This is a genomic window from Parabacteroides sp. D25, assembly GCF_000307475.1.
GTDB lineage: Bacteria > Bacteroidota > Bacteroidia > Bacteroidales > Tannerellaceae > Parabacteroides > Parabacteroides distasonis.
This window is the reverse complement of record NZ_JH976505.1, coordinates 335,379-355,385: the sequence shown is the minus strand read 5'-3', so window position 1 is coordinate 355,385 and position 20,007 is coordinate 335,379. Positions and strand designations below refer to the sequence as shown.

The window sequence follows — 20,007 nt, the reverse complement described above, 5'->3', positions numbered from 1 at the left end:
AGGACATACTCGGATACACAATCAGAAAGTAAATGGAATATGCCCCGTAAATCAATGGAACACGAAGTAGATTCCATTGATTTACGGGGCATATTCCATTGAGATAGTTTCCTCTATGAGGAGGGTGCGCTATCAAAACCCTCCCCCTAAAGCCTTATACAGGTATACCACCGACAGCAACTCATCCAGCACGGCATTGTTCAAACCGATCTGGGCGTCCAGCAAACCACGCTGGGCATCCAATACGTCCATGTAGCTGATGACACCGTTGATGTATTGCAGTTGGGCGAGTTCCAGATATTTACTGGCGGAGGCTTCCAGATTCATGCGGGAAGCACGGATCTCCTTCACCTTGCGGACGGTCACGATAGCGTTGTTCACCTCCTTGAAAGCGCCTAATACGCTCTTTTCATAACTATAGACCTCTTGCTCGTAACGAGCCTTCGCCGCTTTCACTTTCGCCTTGTTCTTCCCCATGGCGAAGATCGGCTGCAACAGGCTTCCGGCGATAAAACCAGCCGGACTCTTCAAGATGCTGCTTAACTCATCGCTCTCGAAACCGTAATTACTTGTCAAACGGATCTTCGGGAATAAGTCCGTTTGCGCCACACCTACCTGAGCGTTCGCCGCCCGAAGCTTAAACTCCGCTTGACGCATGTCCGGTCGGCGCTCCAGCAAAGAAGACGGTAAGCCGATCGGTAAGGCATCCGGCAAGTGCTGGTCGCTCAAGGAAAGACCACGGGGGATATCATCCGTATACTCGCCCAACAACATGCTGAGGTCGCTTTCCTTGATCTTGATCTGACGCTCCAGCGAGGGGATCAAGGTCTCGGTACGGGCCAACTCCACTTGGGCTTGGTTGTAAGCCGTCTCGGAAGTAAGTCCGCCCTCATAGCGAAGCTTCGCCAAGCGAACACCCTCACGGCGTGCGTCCAAAGTTTGCTGTACGATCGACAACTCTTGGTCCAAGGCGCAAAGTTGATAATAATTGGCGGCAACCTCGGCGATGATGGTCAATCGCAAGGCACGTTGTCCTTCCACGGTCTCCATATAGGAAGCGATGGCTGCCTCATTCGCCCAGCGAAGGTTGCCCCATAAATCTAATTCCCAAGACAAAGTCAGCTTCGCCCCAAATTCTGGATCGGGCTTTGGGTTATCCCCTCCATAATTCAAGCGTTCCTTTTGCGCATAGACATTCGCTCCCACCTCCGGCAGCATACTCGCGAAAGAGATCCGCTTGGCGGCGATCATCTCCTTCACCTTGGCGGCGGCGATCTTCATATCCTTATTATTATCCAGCGCCTTTCTGATCAGATCCTTCAAGGCCTCATCGGCGTAAAGGCTCTCCCATGGGATATTCTCCACGGATGCCGTATCGGTCGTATCCGTATAAGCCTCGATCCGGTCCGGCAGGTTCAACTCCGGACGTACGTACCGCTTTCCGATCTTGCAGGAAGAGAACGCCAGCATAGAAACGACGAAAGCGGCTATATAGAAATTCTTTGTCATCATAATTTTCCGTTTTTGTGTCTCTTTAAAATAGAGGTTACCACTTCTTTCTTTTGAGCGATACGTTCCATACGCATCTTTCCCTTTATCTTATAGATCAAAACAAAGAAGAAGGGAACCAACACGATACCTACCGTAATCGCCACCAGCATACCGAAGAACACGCCCGTACCGATACTATGGCGGGAAGCTGAGCCCGGTCCGCTGGCTAACACCATCGGAAGCATACCCAACACGAAGGCCAACGAGGTCATCAAGATCGGGCGGAAACGCATCTGGGCGGCATGGATAGCGGCTCTCACCACATCTACCCCGTTATCCACCTGTACCTTGGCGAACTCAACGATCAAGATAGCGTTCTTCGCCGCCAAACCGATCAAGGTTACCAGACCGATCTGATAATAAATATCGTTCTCCAACCCTGTCGCCCAGATGCCCAAGTAGGCGCCCAGCGTAGCTACCGGCAAGGAAAGCAATACGGCGATCGGCACGATCCAGCTCTCATACTGAGCCGCCAAGAACAAGAAGACAAACAAGAAGACCAACGCCAAGACAAAACCAGTCTGCCCACCGGCCTGTTTCTCTTGATAGGAAAGACCGCTCCACTCCAGACCGATATTCTCGGGCAGATGCTCCCTAGCGATCCGTTCCATCGCAGCCATCGCCTCACCCGTACTATATCCCGGAGCGGCTACGGCGTTGATCGAGGCCGTGGTGAACATATTGAAACGCTTGATCGTTCCCGGACCGGTCGTATATTGGGTCGTGCCCAAGGCAGTCAATGGAACCATCGCCCCATCCTTACTGCGGACGAAGAACAAATCCAGATTATCCCGGGTGGCCCGATAAGGCGCCTCCGCTTGGATATATACACGGTAAATACGGTTGAACATATTGAAGTCGTTCACGTACACGGAGCCTAGATAAGCCTTCATGGTCGAGAAGATATCAGACAACGGGATGCCGAGGAACTTCGCCTGATCACGGTCCACGTCGAAATACAACTGCGGGATCTCGCTCTGCATGGCGGAAGACACACCTTGAAGCTCAGGCGCTTGCGAAGCGTAATACAGGAAAGTATCCGTGGCACTTACCAGATTATCCCAGCTAGCGTCTCCCTTAGCCTCCAACTGCATCTCCAAGCCACCGCTCTCACCCAAACCCGGGATTACCGGTGGACGGTTCACATACGACTTAGCCTCGGGGTAATAGTAGAATTCCCGGCGGGCATCGGCCATCACGTCCTCTACCTTCATGCCGGAGGATTTACGCTCTTCCCACGGTTTCAAGATCACCGTCAGCGTGGCACGCCCTTGGTTCGTACCGACACGGGGACTGCTACCCGTTACATTCTGTACGTAGGCCACGGCCGGATGATGGTCGAGGAACTCGATCGCACGGTCGGTTACGGCACGTGTACGTTCCAAGGTAGTACCCTCGGGCATCTCCAGCTCTACAGTGAAGAACCCTTGATCCTCCTCCGGGATAAAGCTGGTAGGCAACATCCGGTTCAAGACAAAGATGGCCACCAGTACCATCCCGAACCCTGCCAAGATACGGCGGGGATTAGCGATAGAGATACGCAACAACTTCGTATATTTCTTATTTCCTTTCGCCAACCACAGATTGATCTTACGGAAAATAAACGCTTTCTTCTTATGAGACGGACGCAAGATGATGGCGCACATCGCCGGGCTCAACGTCAAGGCCACTACCGTGGACAACAGCACGGAAACCACGATCGTAACAGAGAACTGACGGTACAGCTGCCCCGTGATACCCCCCAAGAAACTCACCGGCACGAACACGGCAGCCAATACCATGGAGGTAGCGATCAAAGCACCAGACAATTCCCGCATCGCCTTATGCGTAGCCTCACGGGCAGTCACACGCTCCTCGGCCATGATACGCTCCACGTTCTCCACCACCACGATAGCGTCGTCCACCACGATACCGATCGCCAAGATCAATCCCAGCAAGGTTAGCATATTCAACGAGAAACCGAAGATCAACATGAAACCGAACGTACCGATCAAGGAGATCGGGACGGCGATCGTCGGGATCAAAGCCGCACGCCAATTCTGTAACGAGAGGAACACTACGAGAACGACCAAGAAAAGGGCCTCGAACAAGGTCTTATACACCTCGTGCACGGATTGTGAGATATACTCCGTCATATCGAACGGGAAATTATACTCCAAGCCTTCCGGGAAGTTCTTGCTGATATCCTTCATCGCCTCTTTCACCTTCGTGGCGACCTCCAGAGCGTTCGCCCCCGGCAACATATAGATACCCAAGATAGCGGCGTTCTTCCCATTGATCCCACTCTCCGTAGAATAAGAGGAAGCCTCCAGCGATACCCGGGCCACGTCGCTCATCCGGACGATCGAGCCATCCGGGTTTGCTCGCACCACGATATCCTCGAACTCCTTCACGGTAGACAAACGTCCCGGGGCCGTGATAGGCAAGGTGACATCCACATCCAGCACGGGCTGCTTACCCAGCTCGCCCGCCGCCGACTCCCGGTTCTGGTCTTTCAAGGCATCTTGCAAATCACTTACCGTCAATCCCATGTTGGCCAACCGATCCGGATATACCCAGATCTGCATACCGTAATAACGGCTACCGATATTCGATACACGACCTACGCCCGGGATACGGCGCAATACGTCCAACACGTTGATCGTGGCAAAATTACTCAGATAGATCTCATCGAACTTCGGATCGTCGGACATCAAGCTCAAGGTCATCAGCTGGCTAGGAGCCTGCTTCTCGATCGTGATACCATTTTGGATCACCTCGGCGGGCAAACGGCTCTCGGCCAGTTTCACACGGTTCTGGATCTCGACAGCCGCCAAGTCCGCATCGGCGGATACATCGAAAGTCACCGTAATATTCAAGCTACCCGAGTTCGAGCTACTACTTTGCATATAGATCATACCCGGCGTACCGTTCAGCTCCTGCTCGATCGGGGTAGCGACCGCTTGAGACACCGTCAAGGCGCTCGCTCCCGGATACGTGGCGCTGATCTTCACTACAGGGGGCGTAATCTGCGGATACTGGTCCACAGGCAACAATGCCAGTCCGATGATTCCGACAATCACGATCAGTATCGATAAGACGGTCGAAAAGACAGGACGGTCTATAAAGAATCCCGGTTTCATTGTTCTTCCTCCTCTCTAAGCGCTTGGATAGCCTTCTCGTCGCCGGCCTCTACCGCATGTACCTTCACGCCCGGCACCAATTTATGATAACCTTCTACCACTACTCGCTCGTTCTCGCCCAAGCCCCGTTCGATCACGACCTTGTTGCCGATCTCCGGGCCGGTCTGCACGAAACGCTTCTCGGCGATATCGTCCCTACGGATGATATAGATGAATGCACCTCCTTTCTCGATCGAGAGGGCTTTCCGGGGAACGACGATCGAACGCTCGCGGACATCCAGCAGGAGCTTCACCTTCGTGAACTGTCCGGGCAATAATTTCTGGTTCGGGTTGGATAGTTCCGCACGAACGCCAAACGTACCGGTCTTCGGGTCCACCAGCGGGTCGGCGAAGTCCACGATACCTTTTACCGGGTATTCCGAGTCGTCCGCCAAGGTAACCGTCACGGTAGGCTGCCAAGAACGGGTCGTATCCTGCTCGCCAAACTTCACGTTACGACGCTCGGCACGCAGGTAATCCAAGGCGGTCATCTTAAAATCGACCAATACCGTGTCACTTTTCACAACAGCCGCCAATTTCGAATTGACACCCGGGCCCACCAAAGCACCCACATCCACGAAACGCTCACTGATATACCCAGACAGCGGCGAGGTCACCACCGTATAGCTCAACTCCATCTCCGCTTGGTCTAGATCCGCCTTGCTCATGGCGATATTCGCCTCGGCATCTTCCAGGGCGGCTGTGGCGTTATCCAAATCCAGTTGGCTGGCGGCGTGTTGCTCGTACAACGGTTTCAGGCGTTCCACATCACGCCGGGCCTTGGCCGCTTGGGCTTGGCTTTTCTTCAGTTGGGCTTTCGCTTTCTCTACTCTAGCACGATATTTATCGGGATTAATCATAAACAGGGGCTCATTCTGCTTCACCCGTTTACCTTCCTCAAACAACATTTTCTCTAGGAATCCCTCCACACGGGCATGTACCTCGACAAAGCTGGCGGCACGGATACGTCCCACGTACTCGCCATAAATCTGCACGTCTTCTTTTGAGGGTTTGTCTACGATCACGATGGGCAATTGCTGCTCTTCCTTATGGCGGCAACCCGTCATCGCTACTACAAGGGCTATCAAGATAACCTGTACTTTTGCCAATCTTTTCCTGCTCATTCTACCTATATAAATTACTTATGTCACATTTGTTATGTAAAGAAAGAAAGAATCATTCCATTTTTCTCGAGGAGACCGATAATTAACATTACTTCACTTAATAACAAATCGTATAGCGTTTATGTTAACATTTATACTAAAATTAGGGTGTATCCAACCGGGGAATAAATCCACACCTACTGGGTAAGTCTACACTTTAAAAACAAAATCCTTTCGAATGAAACGTTTTCTCCATCCGAAAGGATTCCACATATATCAGATCTTTATCAATATCAATTATTATCGGTCAACCGACAACGCTTTCCACAAATTATCATCCGGCACGGGAGCGACAATTCGCACGTTCTCTTTTGAAACCGGATGGATAAACTCTGCGCTACGTGCGTGCAAGCTAATGCCTCCATCCTTATTGGAACGATCGAAACCATATTTCAGATCCCCCTTGATCGGACATCCCATCTTCGCCAACTGACAGCGGATCTGATGGTGCCGCCCCGTCTTCAAATCGATCTCCAACAGATAATAATTATCCGAATGGGCGATCAATTTATAACGCAGGATGGCTTTCTTGGCATTCGGCCGCTCGGTATCGTAAGCGTAACTCTTGTTTTGCTTCTCGTTCCGCACCAGCCAATCCACCAACTCACCCTCATCCTGCGGGGGACGGTTCTTGACGATCGCCCAATACGTCTTGCGCACCTCACCAACACGAAACATCTCGTTCAAGCGAGAAAGGGCCTTGCTCGTCTTGGCGAAAATCACGACCCCGCTCACCGGACGATCCAGACGGTGCGTGACACCGACAAAGACGTTACCGGGCTTGCAATACTTCTCCTTCAGCCATGCCTTCAGCATCTCCGAGAGAGGCTTATCGCCCGTCTTGTCGCCTTGCACGATCTCACGGCAGGTCTTATCTACCGCTATAATATGATTATCCTCGTAAATAACCTCCATATTACATGTTCATACCGCCGTCAACCTGAATAACCTGTCCGGATACATAAGAAGACATATCCGAAGCCAAGAAGGTAGCGATATTAGCCACATCCTCCACCGTACCACCACGGCGCAAAGGAATCTTCTTGCACCACTCGGCACGTACCTCGTCAGACAGCTGAGCGGTCATATCCGTGATGATGAATCCCGGGGCGATAGCGTTCGCGCGGATGCCACGAGAACCCAACTCCTGAGCGACAGACTTAGCCAAGCCGATCATACCGGCCTTGGAAGCGGAGTAGTTCGCTTGTCCGGCGTTGCCATGAACACCTACGACAGAAGACATATTGATAATGCTACCCGCACGTTGCTTCATCATGACCGGGGTACAAGCATGGATAAAGTTGAAAGCGGACTTCAAGTTCACGTTCAACACAGCGTCCCATTGTCCCTCGCTCATACGCATCATCAAGCCGTCTTTCGTGATACCGGCATTGTTCACCAAGATATCGATACGTCCGAAATCCTTCACGATCTCGGCCACCACGTTATGAGTCTCTTCAAAGTTAGCGGCGTTAGAAGCGTATCCTTTCGCCTTCACGCCCAAGGCCTCGATCTCGGCCTGTGTAGCCAAGCCATTCTCATCGATCACTAGATCCGTGAAAGCGATGTTAGCGCCCTCTTGGGCGAACTTCAAGGCGATAGCCTTACCAATACCACGAGCGGCACCTGTTACGACAGCCACTTTACCTTCTAATAGTTTCATATTACTCAAATTTTTTAATATCAATGTTTAATCAAGCAAGCTCCCGTCGAATAGCCACCGCCGAATACCGTGATAGCGATCAAGTCGTCTTTCTTGAAATTCTTATCGTTCTGGGCATATACCAAGGCCGAGCTTACGGAACCCGTATTTCCCAGCTCCTCGATATTGTGCAAAAATTTCTCGTCCGGCAAGTTCAATTGCTTGGCGATATTCGCCATGATACGCATATTCGCCTGATGGCCGATGAAATAAGTAAGGTTATCCAGCGTATAACCGTTCTTCTCCAACAAATGAAGGACATTCTTAGGCATATAGGTACAAGCTTGGATAAATACGTCACGCCCCTCCGGCATCAAGATACCGCCGTCACGAGGACGCAAGTGAACCGCCTCCATCGCTTTCGACAAATGGCCGAGACCTTGCGTGTAGACCTCTACGATCTCAGCGTCGCCCTCACCGATCCGCTCCTTGGAGATAAAGAAAGCGGCGGCGGCATCACCCCATAAATGGCCCGCCTTCGGGTCTGTCTCATTATAATAAGCGGAGTTCTTATCAGCGGAAAGCACCAAAGCCTTGGAAGCCTTCCCCATGGCGAAATATCCCTCCACAACCTCCAAGGCGTTCAAGAAAGAAGAACAAGCCGAGGATAGATATAAAGCTTTCGCGTCAGCGATAGTATACTCATGTTGAACCGTATGCGCGGCCGTCGCAACCGTATCATAAGGAGAATACGAAGCGGAGACGATCAAGTCTACCTCCGTGATATCGTAAGGCAATTTGGGAAGAGCGTCCTTCACGGCCTCAAGGCTCATGGTATTGATATTCTCCCCCTCTTTCGCTTTCGAGCGGGTATGAATTCCCGTCCGTTGCTCAATCCACTCACTTGTCAACCCGCTCAATTCAAGAAAATGTTGGTTATCTACCCGTTCTTCAGGCACATAAAACCCTGTCGCATTAATAAACATTCCTTAGTGTCTTTGATTTACTTAATCTTTATTCCGTTGAATATTAAATTCATCACATTGTCTCTACGTTTAATCCGCTGGCTGATATTATCACCCATGATCCCCCGGATATAGGGCACCTCCAGCCCTTTCAAGGCATGATGGAGCACGAGGGCGGTAATGTCCGTGTCCGGCATGCTGAATATACCCTCCTTCACGCCATCGTCCAATATTCCCTTTATGATCTCCACTTCCCGAAGGTCGAAGCTCTTACGTACCTTCTCCACCCGCCATATATCACGGAAGAAGGTAGCCCGCAACGTACCGTTCCGAAACACCAACGCCTTTACAGCGTCCAAGCGGCTATAGATAAACGTCAGCAGCTTCTCGTCCGCCGGCAGATCCTTGCTGGCCACGTCCACCAGCATCTTATGAAGCTGGTCCAGCTCCGACTCCACTACCGCCAAATAGATCTCGTTCTTGCTTTTGAAATACGTATAAAGCGTACGTCTCCCCTTACGAGATGCCTGTGCAATATCGTTCATCGTCGTGTTATCAACCCCCATGCGGGCAAACAATTGTCTGGCCACATCCACCAACATGTCACGTGTTTTAGAAACTGTCATCGGCATTGTATTGCACATTTTGATTAAAACTGTGCGCAAAGTACTTAAAAAAGATCGTATCTACCAAGTATATTAAAAAAAACTTGCAATAAATTTGTTTTGTAAGAAAATATCCCTACCTTTGCACTCGCAATCAAGAAATGATAGCAACTATATCGCGGAGTGGAGCAGTGGTAGCTCGTTGGGCTCATAACCCAAAGGTCGTAAGTTCGAGTCTTGCCTCCGCAACTAAGAAAAGCCTTCCGGTCTGTGACCAGAAGGCTTTTCTTTTTTCGTAACCCAATGGTTTACGGGGTGGAAATCATTGAGTTTTTCCCGCAATCCATTGACTTACGTACCGTAAACCATTCGCTTACGCCCAACAAGTCATAGGCTTACGTCCGGGGTCTCTTATTGGTTTCCCGGACGTAGGTCCTACAGTTCCTATCTCAAGGCAGGCAAGATATATTTCCATATCAAGTCGATCTCGGCCTGCATATCGCCGATATTCGCCGTCATGGCGATTACCGCACCTTGCTCGGGCAATATAATAATGTATTGTCCATTGGCTCCATCGGCACGAACGGCGTTATGGCGGCAACGCCACATCTGGTAACCGTAGCCTTGTAACCAGTCGCTATCTTTCGGCTTCATCTTCAAGTTCTCCGGTCTCATACCGGCGGGCAAAGAGGCTATTTTGGAGGTGGTGGCTTCCTCTATCCAGCTTTCGGGAAGCAATTGCTTATCGTTCCATTTTCCCTTTTGCAGGAAAAACTGACCCATTTTCGCTAGATCCTCGGTCTTGAGATACAAACCCCAACCGCCGCAATTGATGCCTTGGGGACTCTCTTCCCAAGTAGCGCCGACGATACCCAGCGGACGGAACAGGCGTGGATAGAGATAATTGATCACCTTCTCCCCCGTCACCTTCTGGATGATAGCGGAAAGCATATACGTGCCGAGGCTGTTGTATACGAAATAGGTTCCCGGTTTATGTACCAACGGCGCCGAGAGGAAGAGCTTTGCCCAATCGGCCTTCTCGTTCCCCTTCTGCCGTACTAAAGCGGTGGGATCGACATCATGGCCGGAGGACATGGTCAATAGGTGACGTATCTCCAGCTCTTTCAAGTAAGGGCTTACCTCGGCCGGTAATTGGTCGGGGAAGAAGGAGATCACCTTGTCCGTGACCTTCAATTTACCCTCCGCGACGGCGAAACCGATAGCCGTAGCCGTAAAGGTCTTGCTGACGGAGTTCAAGACGTGCGGCGTATGGCGGTCGCCCTCACCCAGCCATTGTTCCTTTACGACCTTTCCATGCTGGAGGATCATGATACTATGCAAGTCTTGATCCGCCTTTTTCACCGCCCGCAGATAATTGCCGAACGCCTTATCCAAGGTTTTCGAGGCTTCCGCACGAGGAAGCTCCTTGGTCAGATCGTTATAACTGATCAAGTCTATGTTCTTATCCTTCAAGGCTTGCTTCACCTTCGGACTGGTAAAAAGATCGGTCACGCCTTGACGGTCCATCGCCACGTTCTCGTAGCCGATATGCCCGACGGTTTTCATCTCCTCGTTATCCAAGGCAGGGTGATCCAAGAACATATAGCGTTTACCGGGTTCCAACTTATCCAACATCCGGATGAAACTGGCCTCCTTCTCGGCCGGAGTCTTGGAGGCTCCATCATATCCGGAATAGGTGAAATCGTATTCCTGCATCGCCTCTACCCGATCCACGACCGGCAGATGATATTCCTCGGACAAGCGGCGCATCAGCTTCACCACCTCCGGATCGAAACCGGTCGATCCCATATGGCCGGAGATATGGCTGATCTGGGGAATGTTCTTCAAGGCCATCTCTATCTGGGCCCGGGCCTCCTGCTCGATCTCGGCCAAGCTCCATGTATTCTCCAGAATGGCCAGACCCGGGTAGGCGGGATTCGGAGACATCATCGGCAAGAAATAGCCATTGCTATCGGTCAAGCTGGGACAATGCGTCAGCGGACGCCATTTCACGTTATCCCATTCGCTGGTCAGCGTCAGGTGAAGCCCGACATCTATCCCCGGGTTCTCCCTCAACAGCCGGGCGGCCTCGGGGAACCACGAGGTGACAACCATAACCTCTATACAGGTCTCCACCCCATTCTTATACCCTTCCATACACGCTATATTGGCGGAACGGAACGACCCCATGTCATCCGCACGGATGATCAGGCGGGGATTCGTGGCAGGCTGGCTGAATGCCGGCCACGTAGCGGCGAACAACAGGCAGCCGCAAAGGATTCTTTTTACATTTGAAGTCTTCATGATATTGATAAATAAGTAACATCTTTTCTATACTTGGGGATGGACCACACAGAAGGTGCCGGAAGATTTGCTCACCAACTTATCGTCGCAATAAATCTCGCACTCACAAAAATGTATATTCCGTCCCGCCTTGATCACGGTACCCTTGGCGATCAGCTCATTGCCCCAAGCGGCCCGTAAGAAAGACATTTTCAACTCTGCCGTCAGCACGTCTTTCTCCAGCGGGGTCATCGTATAGGCGGCGAAACCGGCGATCGTATCCGCCAAAGCAGCCAAGACACCCCCATGCGTCACGCCGCTATATTGTCTCTGCTCGTCATGCAAGGGCATATGCGCCTCCACACGACCTTCCTCGATAACCGTGAAGTCGATCCCCAGAAAATTCACATAAGGATTCGTCTTCGCACGGTTAATCAACTTTTCTTTTATTCTCTCATCCATATCTTTTCTATTAACGAACCGTTATCTTACAATCATCCAGATTATCGATAATGGCGAGGCTCTCCACACGTATGCCCTTTTCACGCAGCAGGTTCCCGCCATCTTGAAACGCCTTCTCTATAATAAAACCCATACCCTCGATCACGGCTCCCGATTGCTCCGCCAACTCGACCATTCCCATGGCGGCGTTTCCGTAAGCCAAGAAATCATCGATAAACAGGATATGATCCTCCGGAGTCAAGAAGTTATTGCTGATACATACCGTATAGTCACGATCCTTCGTGAAGGAATGGACCACGGTAGAGAGCATGTTCTCCATCGTCTTCGGTTTCTTCTTCTTTACGAAGACCACCGGCAACTGCATGATATAACCCACCATAATGGCCGGGGCGATACCGCTCGCCTCGATGGTCACGATCTTGTTTATCTTACGATCTTGAAAACGACGGATAAATTCCTCGGCGATCTTATACATCAACATCGGGTCCATTTGATGGTTGATAAAACTATCCACTTTAAGGATACCGCCGGGATAACAGCGGCCGTCTTGCAAGATGCGTTGCTTCAATAATTCCATAATTTGTTATTCTGTTTGATCTTCTTTTACACGTATAAATAAATTCGCCAGAATGGCCGTCAAGCCACCCGTCGTTATGCCGGAGGAGAAAATGCCACGGATCACTTGAGGAGCGGCCCCTAGAATATCCGGCATCAGCTCCACCCCCAACCCCAAGGACAAACTAACCGCCAACACCAACGTGGCCTTCCGGTTGATATCTTGGGCGGCGATAATACGGATACCTGCCGCCGCCACCGTACCGAACATCAGCAGGGTAGCTCCTCCCAGCACCGGATCGGGCATCAAGGAGAAGATAACGCCGACAACCGGGAATAATCCCAACAGGATCAGCATACCCGCTATATAATACCCCACGTACCGGCTGGCGACTCCCGTCAGCTGGATGATCCCGTTATTCTGGGCGAAGATAGAGTTCGGGAAAGAGTTAAAAACACCGGAGATAAACGAGTTCACCCCATCCGCCAGCACCCCGCCGGAGACTCGCTTCAGGTACCCTTCTCCCTCGATCGATTTTCCCGATATCATCGAGTTGGCCGTAATATCCCCCGTAGCCTCGATCGCCGTGATCAGATAGATCAATGCGATCGCCACGAATGAAGAGATATTAAAATCCAATCCATATTTGAAGGGAACCGGGATATTAAACCCTCTCAAACTCTGCGAGGAGACAGCCTCCATATCCACCATCCCCATGGCGAAAGCGATCGCGTAACCGATACACAACCCCAGTACGATGGAACTCATCCGCAAATACTTGTTCTTACAACGGTTGAAGAACAAGACACTCAACAAGACGCACACAGCTACTCCGACATTACGCAAACTACCGAACGTACCGTTATCCATAGCCGTATACCCCCCGCCGCAAGCGACCACTCCTACCTTGATCAAGCTCAAGCCGATGAGCAACACCACGATACCCGATACCAAGGGAGTAATCACCGAGCGCAGATATTTAAAAGTACGGCTCACGATCATCTCTACCGGAGAGGCGGCGATACAAACGCCGAAAATTAGGGGAAGCCCTCCCGCCAAACCAGCCGTGATAATCGGGCCGATAAACGAGAAGCTGGTTCCTTGGATACATAGCAGCCCCGCCCCGACCGGTCCTAATTTACGACATTGAACGAATGTGGATACCCCGGAGGCAAACAGAGCCATGGAAACCAAGAAACCGGTCGTCTCCAGATCCAGTTTCAGCGCCCCGGCGATAATCAAGGGAGGTGTTATGATCGCCACGAAAATAGCCAGCAGATGCTGGATGGCGGCAAAAAGCGTCTCTTTCAAAGGCGGACGGTCATCGATCCCGTAAATCAAATCCGTATTCATCCTGTCTCTTATAGTTTCAAGTCTAATAAGGTCTCCCCTTTTGCGTTCAACACTCGTACACTCATCTCGTCTCCTTTCTTCCGCAATACCATCACCGTAGCCGAATCGAGCTTATAACCCCCGCCTACGATCACCGGGAAGTTGTTTCCCAACGAGCCTTTCGGGTGGAAGGCGTATTGATGCGTATGGGCGGATATATTCACGTTGAAAGGGGCTTTCGCCAACAGGCTTCCCCAAAGCTCCGGACAAGGCTCATAGGCATCTCCGTTTCCGTAGATAGGGATATGGTTCAATAAAACCCGCTTCGAGGCTTGCTTAAACTCCTTGCCGTTCAATTCTTTCGAGAGGAAATTCACTTGATCTTTCCGGAGACCGGTGAAATCGTTCAGGCCATAATACACCCATGTGCTATCCGGTTTATCCTCGCCGCAATCCAGCATGACGAAACGGGTATCTCCCCAGCTGAACGCCCCATATGTCTTATCGCCCACATAGTCAAACAAGGCACGCAAACCGATCGAGTAAGCGTTGCGTATCTCGTGGTTGCCTCTTAGGAAGAAAGCGGGTACATGACTGGCGCCCACCTTCCCGCATAAATAAGCCAAATGATACAAAGCTTCTTTCTCATTGGCGGGATCGTCTATACAATCCCCGTTAAATACCACGAAATCATAAGGGATATCACGCACTTGCCCGTATAAGGCGTCTAGGGTCGGGATATGCTTATGCAGGTCGTTAAAGATCAAGGCCGTGAAATCCTTTTGGGATGCGGAAGGGAGCGTGAAGGTGTAGAACGGGGATACCGCCGTCTCGCCAAACTCTTTCTTATAGGCTTGGTAAAGCATGATTTCCTGCGAGCATACCCGGTAGTAATAGGTTTGCCCCGGTCGTAGGTCCGTCAGCCGAATCTTATTATGCAAGCCGTTGCATATCACTTGACCGTCCACGATGGTGCGGGCCTTCTTCAAATTCAGCGTGTCCGTACCGTATTCTACCCAACTATACGTAGGGACACGGGTCTGCCACATCACCGTTATGCCGCCCTCCGTAGGATTTTGCAGATAGGGCGCCGCATAAAAGATCTCTTCCGGCCTGGCCTTCAAGCGAACCTCCGTTACGACCGGGCGATGATCCGATGCCACCGCCTCTTCGGGAACCCATGCGGACAAACGGGTAAAGGGCTGTCCATTCTTTACATAACCCGCAATATAGTCCAAACAGCTATCCGGCGTGGAAGCCGGGAAGGTAGCCTGTTTAGGATTGCTCAATAGCTGGAAATCCTTGCTGATTTCCGTGATAAAGGGGGAATGCGCCGTAGCGTTCCAATCCCCGGCGATAAACAGGGGCTTATGAGCGAAAGCTGCTTCCCGCCGAAGGATCGGCAAGGAGAGCATCCGGTCTTCCGGTGTCAAGGAAAGGTGCGTGCAGCAGAAGATATATCTCTCAAACTCGACCCATAGCAAGACCCGTTCCTCCTCCCGTCCGGGAAGGGCTATATAGCGGTAGCTCACCGGCTTCTCCTTGCTCAGCATACCTACTCCGTATTTACCGCCATCGAAGTCGATGGCCGGGGCGTAGGTAGGGAACATCAGGGTGCGTTCTCCCAACGTCCGGAGCACGTCGATCCCGCCGCTTCTTACGGTCACGCTATCTACCTCCTGTACGGCGACGACATCGGGGGCTACCTTACATATAGCGTCCGCTATACGCCCGAGGTCCGTCACCTCATCCATGCCCCTTCCGTTGCGGATATTATAGCTCATGATACGCAACGTATTCCGCTCGGCATCGCCGCTTTGCTGTGCCAATGCCTTATTTATGGGCAAGCATCCGATCATAACGATCGCCCAAATAAACCATTTCCTCATAGGATTCGATCTAATGTTTATATTCATTTTATATCTATACCTTAACCGAATATCTCTTTCAATGACTGCTCGAACTCAGCGATATCCTCGCCGGAAGTATCCCAAGAGGTAACGAGACGGGCCTCGTTGATCTCCTCGTTCCACATATAGAAGAAATATTTATCTTGCAACTTTCTCAACGCCTCGGCAGGGATCGTGAAGAAGAGCTGGTTGGACTCGATCTTCTGCGTAAAATGAATTTCCGGGTATTGTCGTAGCACGTCCGCTAGCTTGGCGGCGCTGATATTCGCTTTCATAGCGTTCTCCAACCAGAGGTTATTTTCCAGATAAGGGATGAACTGGGCGGAGAGATAACGTAGCTTCGAGGCTAGCTGGGCGGATTGCTTCCGGTAAAATCGCAGGTTCTCCGTGATCTCCGGGCGGAACGAGACCACGGCCTCTCCCATCATCATACCGTTTTTCGTGCCTCCGAAGCTCAAGATATCCACGCCTGCGTCTACGGTCACTTGGCGCATCGTGCAATTCAGGTAAGCGCAGGCGTTCGCCAAGCGTGCTCCGTCCATATGCAGATACATATCGTACGAATGTAAGAGATCGGCGATCGCTTTCACTTCCTCTATCGTATAGATCGTACCTAATTCCGATACTTGGGAGATATAAACGGCCTTGGGTTGCGAATGGTGGCAAACCCCGAAGTTCTTCAGATGGGGACGGATCAATTCCGGTGTCAGCTTACCGTCCGTCGTAGGGATCGTGACGATGGCGCAGCCGGTCATTCGTGCGGGAGCTCCACATTCATCCACGTTGATATGAGCGGTCTCGGCGCACAGGATGCTATTAAACGGACGGGTCACGGCTTGCAGGGCCACGGAGTTCGCCCCCGTCCCGTTAAACACGAAAAAAGGAGAAGCATCCTTGCCGAACACTTCTTGTATCTTACTCGTAGCGGCCTCTGTCCAAGGATCATCACCATATCCAACCGCATGATTATCATTTGCCTTGATGATCGCATCCATTACCCGGGGATGCACGCCGGAATTGTTGTCACTAGCGAAACTTCTCATCTTCAAATCTGATTTTTCGCCAAAAGTACGGATTTAAGATGAGAATGAGGATAAATCAACAGTATGATTTATTACAAATTTTTTATCCACTTCTTTCCGGCTCTCGTTTCCGTATAAATCCAGAAAGCAACCACTATAGTCGTTATAATACCAAAACCTACTAATGCTACCATGAATATTATTTTAATATATTATTACCTATCCTAGCAAACAAAATCGTAAGTACTATGCCAAACAAAGACAACAACATCAAGAAATAGTTATTGTAAAGTTCCTCTTTAGTCAACGTTATAAGAAGTCCTAATACCAATATGGTAAAAGATACTTGTGCCAAATTAAAAAAGAATACAGCAAGCTTATCTTTCCTTGCCTTATCTTTCTCCTTCGTTTCCTTTTTCTTCTCCTGTGTTTCGTTCCAGTTTCCCATAGTAAGATTTGTTTGTCAAGGCAAAGATAAATAGAATAATCCATACCGCACGTTATTTTACCTGAAATTGTTCCGTTGCGTAGAGGGCCTCGCCGGTTTGGGTCAGGCCTTCGATGGTGATGGTGAAATCACCGGTCAGGTCGGAGGTGGTAAAGGGGATGGATATAGAGGACTCGCCGTTTGTCCGGATATCGGGTCGCCAAAGTAAGGTATGGCGGAAATCCGGAACGGGAGATCGCTTCTCGGCCTCTGTCCGGTAAGCGGGCATATAGAAGATGCGCTGGGCTTGCGTGCCCTCATAATCAAAGAACTGGGTGGAGTTATCGACTACCAGACCCGGGTAATTATGCTCGTAAGAGGAGAAGGAGGCGATACCGTCGAATATCTGCCCACCGAATACGTACTTACCTTTATACACATCGATCTTCCGGATTTTTAGGGGATCGTACTTAAAAATGATCTCGTGATCGACGATGGGGATACCATCCAGTAAAACCAATGAGTTACCGATCGTATACCCGATTCGCTCCTCGGTCAAGACAGCCAGCCGGCGAACCCCATCCATCTTACGGAAACGAAGGCCGGGGATAAACTCGATAACGACTTCCTCCATCGTCGTGAAACGGGTGTACTCGTCCAAAAGATAACTCCAATCCGGTTGCCACTGGAACCAAGGCTTCTCCGCTTTTTCCCGAACCAAGGAATCAGACCGGTAAGCATGCAACACCTGTAGCCCCACGCTCCGCTTCACCAACTCGTCTTGCCAAGCGGGATTCAATCTCAAGGCGGGAAGCTCCTTCTCCGGATGCGTAGCGTAAGGAGATTCGATGTCCACCCGGTAGCGAGAAGAGGAAGGGGATAAAGCCACCGTCACGATCTCGTGCGTCCCGGATATGTGTCTCGTAAAGAAAGTCACCTCCCCGGCAGGGCCCAGTTGCCCCCCAAAAAGACGGATCTCACCCCCGGAAAAGCCCAATAAAGGCCTCACCGCCTCTTTAGACGAAGGTTCGCCCGTAGACAGATCGATCACTTTCCCCGTCAGGATCGGCCCCTCGTATTCCGCCAAGAATTTACGATCGGCAGGCGATGATCCCGTAGTAGGCATGCTTTGTATCCAATCAACGATACCGCTCCGGGCGGAAGGTTTATACAAGTCAATCCCGGCGATAGAGACCGATAGGGTCTGTAGATCCGGGGGCAGGCCGTTTATCCGGATCTCCCCCCCTGAACGGGTATCATAGGTCATACGGTCCGGTGATACGGAAACCGGGCCCTCTCGCCTCGTAAAAGAGTAAGCGGGCAATAAAGTATCTGTCAGCAGGGTCTCGTTCGTCACGAAGGTGTTCACCACCGCCAGCGGCTTCTCAAAGAAGACCTCCTCCCCCTCGTTCCGCATATAACGGGTATAGGCCACCAGCCGGTAGTTTCCGGTCGGCAAGGTAGAAGGCAACTGCAGGCAACCATCGCCCACCCCCTTCTCCAGCACGAGTCGGGCTTGCACGACCGCCGAGGCGCTATCCAGAAGCTCCACATACCCGACCTTGCTCACGTCGGATAACCGTTGGTCCAAATCCGTGGCAATGAATTTCATCCATACAAGCTCGCCCGACAGATAAAATTGCTTATCCGTTTGCAGGTAAACCCGCTCTCGCAATTCCCCTGCGAGAAGCGTTTGCCCCGCCCATAAAAGGCAGAGGAGCGACAAGATACATTGTTTTATCATAGACTTCTTCATAGCAACTAAATTATAAATGACTGGTAGGCCACCAAGAGGGCTTCTGTTTCGAACCAAAACGGCCGCAATCCATACAACGTTTCAGCGCATACGTATTACTCTCCGCATTCATCGGATTATAGGAAACATATCCGTAATCCGGATTATTATCATATTCCGATCCCTGTACGATCGTGCTTGCGCAGCCCGTAACCTCGGCCTCATATACCTTCTCTATCTCCGGAAAGAAACGCTTGAGGCGAGTCACTGTCGCTACTTCCACGAAACCGATCACCGGAACCTCCGGGTCCGTCACGCAACGGATATTCCCTTTCATCTCCGAAGGAATAGGGGCAAACAAGCTACCAGACTCCTCTATGTTCTTCTGCAAATTAAAATAGTAGTCGTAAGCCTCCCGGTGCAACGCATATTGTTCCACCTCCGCATGATACAACATCGAGAAACGGCGATCGCTGGGATGATACGAGGCGATACTTTTGTTAGCGATCACGTTCTGCGTCAGCCTATCGGAACTGCCTAGGGAGATCACCTTCGAGCTGTCCTTCCCCCAGCAATAATACCAATTATTCGATGTAAGTAAATCATATATTACGACCGTATTACCCATTTTCTCGGCGGCCATGAAGATCTCCGCCTTCACCTCCCAATTCTCCTTATACATCCAGCGGAAATAAGAGGATCGATCCGGGGCATTATGCGTAGACACACAGAGACGGACCTCCTCTCCCGGCCCCTTCTTCAGCAAGGAGAGAGAGTCGATCGGAGGCGTTATCTCCGGTCCCAGATAGTCCGACTCATACTCCAGCCCATCCAGCGAGATATGTAGCCGGTACCGGCTACCCGGGTCCAGCTCTCCCATATCCACCTTATACTCTCCCTTCCCGGAAGAATTAGCGCAAGTGAAAACAGCTCCATCCTCACGCTCCACCACCACCTTGGCGTTATTCACGAACTCATCCTCCGTGAAATCGTCGGTCAGGCCCACGCTTCTCCGGAGCTTTATCGTAGTCTCGCCATTCGTGATGATACCATCCACGACCAACAAATCCCGTACCTGCTCCAAGCCCTTCGGCTCGTAATCCGTGACACAGGCGGACAATAACAACAGCAAAGCCCCCAGCCACCAATGAAAGCCTTTTATAGAATCTTTTATCTTCGCTTCTTTCCTCATC

General features: G+C 51.0%; 16 protein-coding genes and 1 tRNA gene. 1 reads left to right on the top strand and 16 read right to left on the bottom strand.

Going from position 1 to position 20,007, the window contains the following annotated elements:
- Positions 1–132 precede the first annotated feature (132 nt).
- The 7 genes from HMPREF0999_RS15930 to HMPREF0999_RS15900 all read right to left on the bottom strand — a co-directional run bounded on the left by HMPREF0999_RS15930 (position 133) and on the right by HMPREF0999_RS15900 (position 9,114).
- Positions 133–1,512, bottom strand: coding sequence for an efflux transporter outer membrane subunit (locus HMPREF0999_RS15930; RefSeq protein ID WP_010184517.1), 1,380 nt, complete (start codon positions 1,510–1,512; stop codon positions 133–135).
- On the bottom strand, positions 1,509–4,673 hold the full coding sequence (locus HMPREF0999_RS15925) for an efflux RND transporter permease subunit (RefSeq protein WP_008780328.1): 3,165 nt from the start codon (positions 4,671–4,673) through the stop codon (positions 1,509–1,511). The genes HMPREF0999_RS15930 and HMPREF0999_RS15925 overlap by 4 nt, the downstream gene beginning before the upstream one ends.
- The gene (locus HMPREF0999_RS15920) at positions 4,670–5,836 is read right to left on the bottom strand and encodes an efflux RND transporter periplasmic adaptor subunit (protein ID WP_005855980.1); all 1,167 of its coding nucleotides are present in this window, start codon (positions 5,834–5,836) and stop codon (positions 4,670–4,672) included. Before HMPREF0999_RS15920 ends, HMPREF0999_RS15925 begins: the two co-directional genes overlap by 4 nt.
- 279 nt (positions 5,837–6,115) lie before the next feature.
- Positions 6,116–6,790, bottom strand: a complete 675-nt coding sequence (locus HMPREF0999_RS15915; RefSeq protein ID WP_009017818.1) for an RluA family pseudouridine synthase — start codon at positions 6,788–6,790, stop codon at positions 6,116–6,118.
- A 1-nt stretch (position 6,791) separates the two neighbouring features.
- On the bottom strand, positions 6,792–7,538 hold the full coding sequence (gene fabG, locus HMPREF0999_RS15910; protein WP_005855977.1) for a 3-oxoacyl-[acyl-carrier-protein] reductase: 747 nt from the start codon (positions 7,536–7,538) through the stop codon (positions 6,792–6,794).
- A gap of 20 nt (positions 7,539–7,558) precedes the next feature.
- Positions 7,559–8,503, bottom strand: coding sequence for a 3-oxoacyl-ACP synthase III family protein (locus HMPREF0999_RS15905; protein WP_005868085.1), 945 nt, complete (start codon positions 8,501–8,503; stop codon positions 7,559–7,561).
- Positions 8,504–8,520: 17 nt separating this feature from the next.
- Positions 8,521–9,114, bottom strand: a complete 594-nt coding sequence (locus HMPREF0999_RS15900; protein ID WP_005855975.1) for a TetR/AcrR family transcriptional regulator — start codon at positions 9,112–9,114, stop codon at positions 8,521–8,523.
- A gap of 150 nt (positions 9,115–9,264) precedes the next feature.
- Here HMPREF0999_RS15900 and HMPREF0999_RS15895 point away from each other — a divergent pair.
- Positions 9,265–9,336, top strand: a tRNA-Met gene (locus HMPREF0999_RS15895).
- A gap of 195 nt (positions 9,337–9,531) precedes the next feature.
- Here HMPREF0999_RS15895 and HMPREF0999_RS15890 read toward each other — a convergent pair.
- The 9 genes from HMPREF0999_RS15890 to HMPREF0999_RS15850 form a co-directional block, all read right to left on the bottom strand.
- A complete protein-coding gene (locus HMPREF0999_RS15890; protein WP_009276372.1) occupies positions 9,532–11,391 on the bottom strand; it encodes a serine hydrolase in 1,860 nt (619 codons plus the stop codon).
- Between the two features lie 27 nt (positions 11,392–11,418).
- Positions 11,419–11,832 carry a PaaI family thioesterase gene (locus HMPREF0999_RS15885; RefSeq protein WP_005855973.1) on the bottom strand — a complete coding sequence of 138 codons (414 nt, stop codon included), beginning with the start codon at positions 11,830–11,832 and terminating at the stop codon, positions 11,419–11,421.
- A gap of 10 nt (positions 11,833–11,842) precedes the next feature.
- Positions 11,843–12,409, bottom strand: coding sequence for a xanthine phosphoribosyltransferase (gene xpt, locus HMPREF0999_RS15880; RefSeq protein WP_005855972.1), 567 nt, complete (start codon positions 12,407–12,409; stop codon positions 11,843–11,845).
- A 6-nt stretch (positions 12,410–12,415) separates the two neighbouring features.
- Positions 12,416–13,741, bottom strand: a complete 1,326-nt coding sequence (locus HMPREF0999_RS15875) for a nucleobase:cation symporter-2 family protein (RefSeq protein ID WP_009276371.1) — start codon at positions 13,739–13,741, stop codon at positions 12,416–12,418.
- Positions 13,742–13,749: 8 nt separating this feature from the next.
- Complete coding sequence (locus HMPREF0999_RS15870) at positions 13,750–15,636, bottom strand: endonuclease/exonuclease/phosphatase family protein (protein ID WP_009276370.1); 1,887 nt, start codon at positions 15,634–15,636, stop codon at positions 13,750–13,752.
- A gap of 14 nt (positions 15,637–15,650) precedes the next feature.
- Positions 15,651–16,673, bottom strand: coding sequence for a threonine aldolase family protein (locus HMPREF0999_RS15865; protein ID WP_005868076.1), 1,023 nt, complete (start codon positions 16,671–16,673; stop codon positions 15,651–15,653).
- A 178-nt stretch (positions 16,674–16,851) separates the two neighbouring features.
- On the bottom strand, positions 16,852–17,100 hold the full coding sequence (locus tag HMPREF0999_RS15860) for a hypothetical protein (protein WP_008771798.1): 249 nt from the start codon (positions 17,098–17,100) through the stop codon (positions 16,852–16,854).
- Between the two features lie 52 nt (positions 17,101–17,152).
- Positions 17,153–18,835 carry a hypothetical protein gene (locus HMPREF0999_RS15855; RefSeq protein WP_009276368.1) on the bottom strand — a complete coding sequence of 561 codons (1,683 nt, stop codon included), beginning with the start codon at positions 18,833–18,835 and terminating at the stop codon, positions 17,153–17,155.
- Between the two features lie 10 nt (positions 18,836–18,845).
- Positions 18,846–20,006, bottom strand: a complete 1,161-nt coding sequence (locus tag HMPREF0999_RS15850) for a DUF4249 domain-containing protein (RefSeq protein WP_009017809.1) — start codon at positions 20,004–20,006, stop codon at positions 18,846–18,848.
- Between the last annotated feature and the right edge of the window lies 1 nt (position 20,007).

What these genes read in the sequence shown, in the direction of transcription:
- HMPREF0999_RS15930 (WP_010184517.1), bottom strand. Translation starts at nt 1,512, where the DNA reads ATGATGACAAAGAATTTCTATATAGCCGCTTTCGTCGTTTCTATGCTG.
- HMPREF0999_RS15925 (WP_008780328.1), bottom strand. Translation starts at nt 4,673, where the DNA reads ATGAAACCGGGATTCTTTATAGACCGTCCTGTCTTTTCGACCGTCTTA.
- HMPREF0999_RS15920 (WP_005855980.1), bottom strand. Translation starts at nt 5,836, where the DNA reads ATGAGCAGGAAAAGATTGGCAAAAGTACAGGTTATCTTGATAGCCCTT.
- HMPREF0999_RS15915 (WP_009017818.1), bottom strand. Translation starts at nt 6,790, where the DNA reads ATGGAGGTTATTTACGAGGATAATCATATTATAGCGGTAGATAAGACC.
- fabG (WP_005855977.1), bottom strand. Translation starts at nt 7,538, where the DNA reads ATGAAACTATTAGAAGGTAAAGTGGCTGTCGTAACAGGTGCCGCTCGT.
- HMPREF0999_RS15905 (WP_005868085.1), bottom strand. Translation starts at nt 8,503, where the DNA reads ATGTTTATTAATGCGACAGGGTTTTATGTGCCTGAAGAACGGGTAGAT.
- HMPREF0999_RS15900 (WP_005855975.1), bottom strand. Translation starts at nt 9,114, where the DNA reads ATGCCGATGACAGTTTCTAAAACACGTGACATGTTGGTGGATGTGGCC.
- HMPREF0999_RS15890 (WP_009276372.1), bottom strand. Translation starts at nt 11,391, where the DNA reads ATGAAGACTTCAAATGTAAAAAGAATCCTTTGCGGCTGCCTGTTGTTC.
- HMPREF0999_RS15885 (WP_005855973.1), bottom strand. Translation starts at nt 11,832, where the DNA reads ATGGATGAGAGAATAAAAGAAAAGTTGATTAACCGTGCGAAGACGAAT.
- xpt (WP_005855972.1), bottom strand. Translation starts at nt 12,409, where the DNA reads ATGGAATTATTGAAGCAACGCATCTTGCAAGACGGCCGCTGTTATCCC.
- HMPREF0999_RS15875 (WP_009276371.1), bottom strand. Translation starts at nt 13,741, where the DNA reads ATGAATACGGATTTGATTTACGGGATCGATGACCGTCCGCCTTTGAAA.
- HMPREF0999_RS15870 (WP_009276370.1), bottom strand. Translation starts at nt 15,636, where the DNA reads ATGAATATAAACATTAGATCGAATCCTATGAGGAAATGGTTTATTTGG.
- HMPREF0999_RS15865 (WP_005868076.1), bottom strand. Translation starts at nt 16,673, where the DNA reads ATGAGAAGTTTCGCTAGTGACAACAATTCCGGCGTGCATCCCCGGGTA.
- HMPREF0999_RS15860 (WP_008771798.1), bottom strand. Translation starts at nt 17,100, where the DNA reads ATGGGAAACTGGAACGAAACACAGGAGAAGAAAAAGGAAACGAAGGAG.
- HMPREF0999_RS15855 (WP_009276368.1), bottom strand. Translation starts at nt 18,835, where the DNA reads ATGAAGAAGTCTATGATAAAACAATGTATCTTGTCGCTCCTCTGCCTT.
- HMPREF0999_RS15850 (WP_009017809.1), bottom strand. Translation starts at nt 20,006, where the DNA reads ATGAGGAAAGAAGCGAAGATAAAAGATTCTATAAAAGGCTTTCATTGG.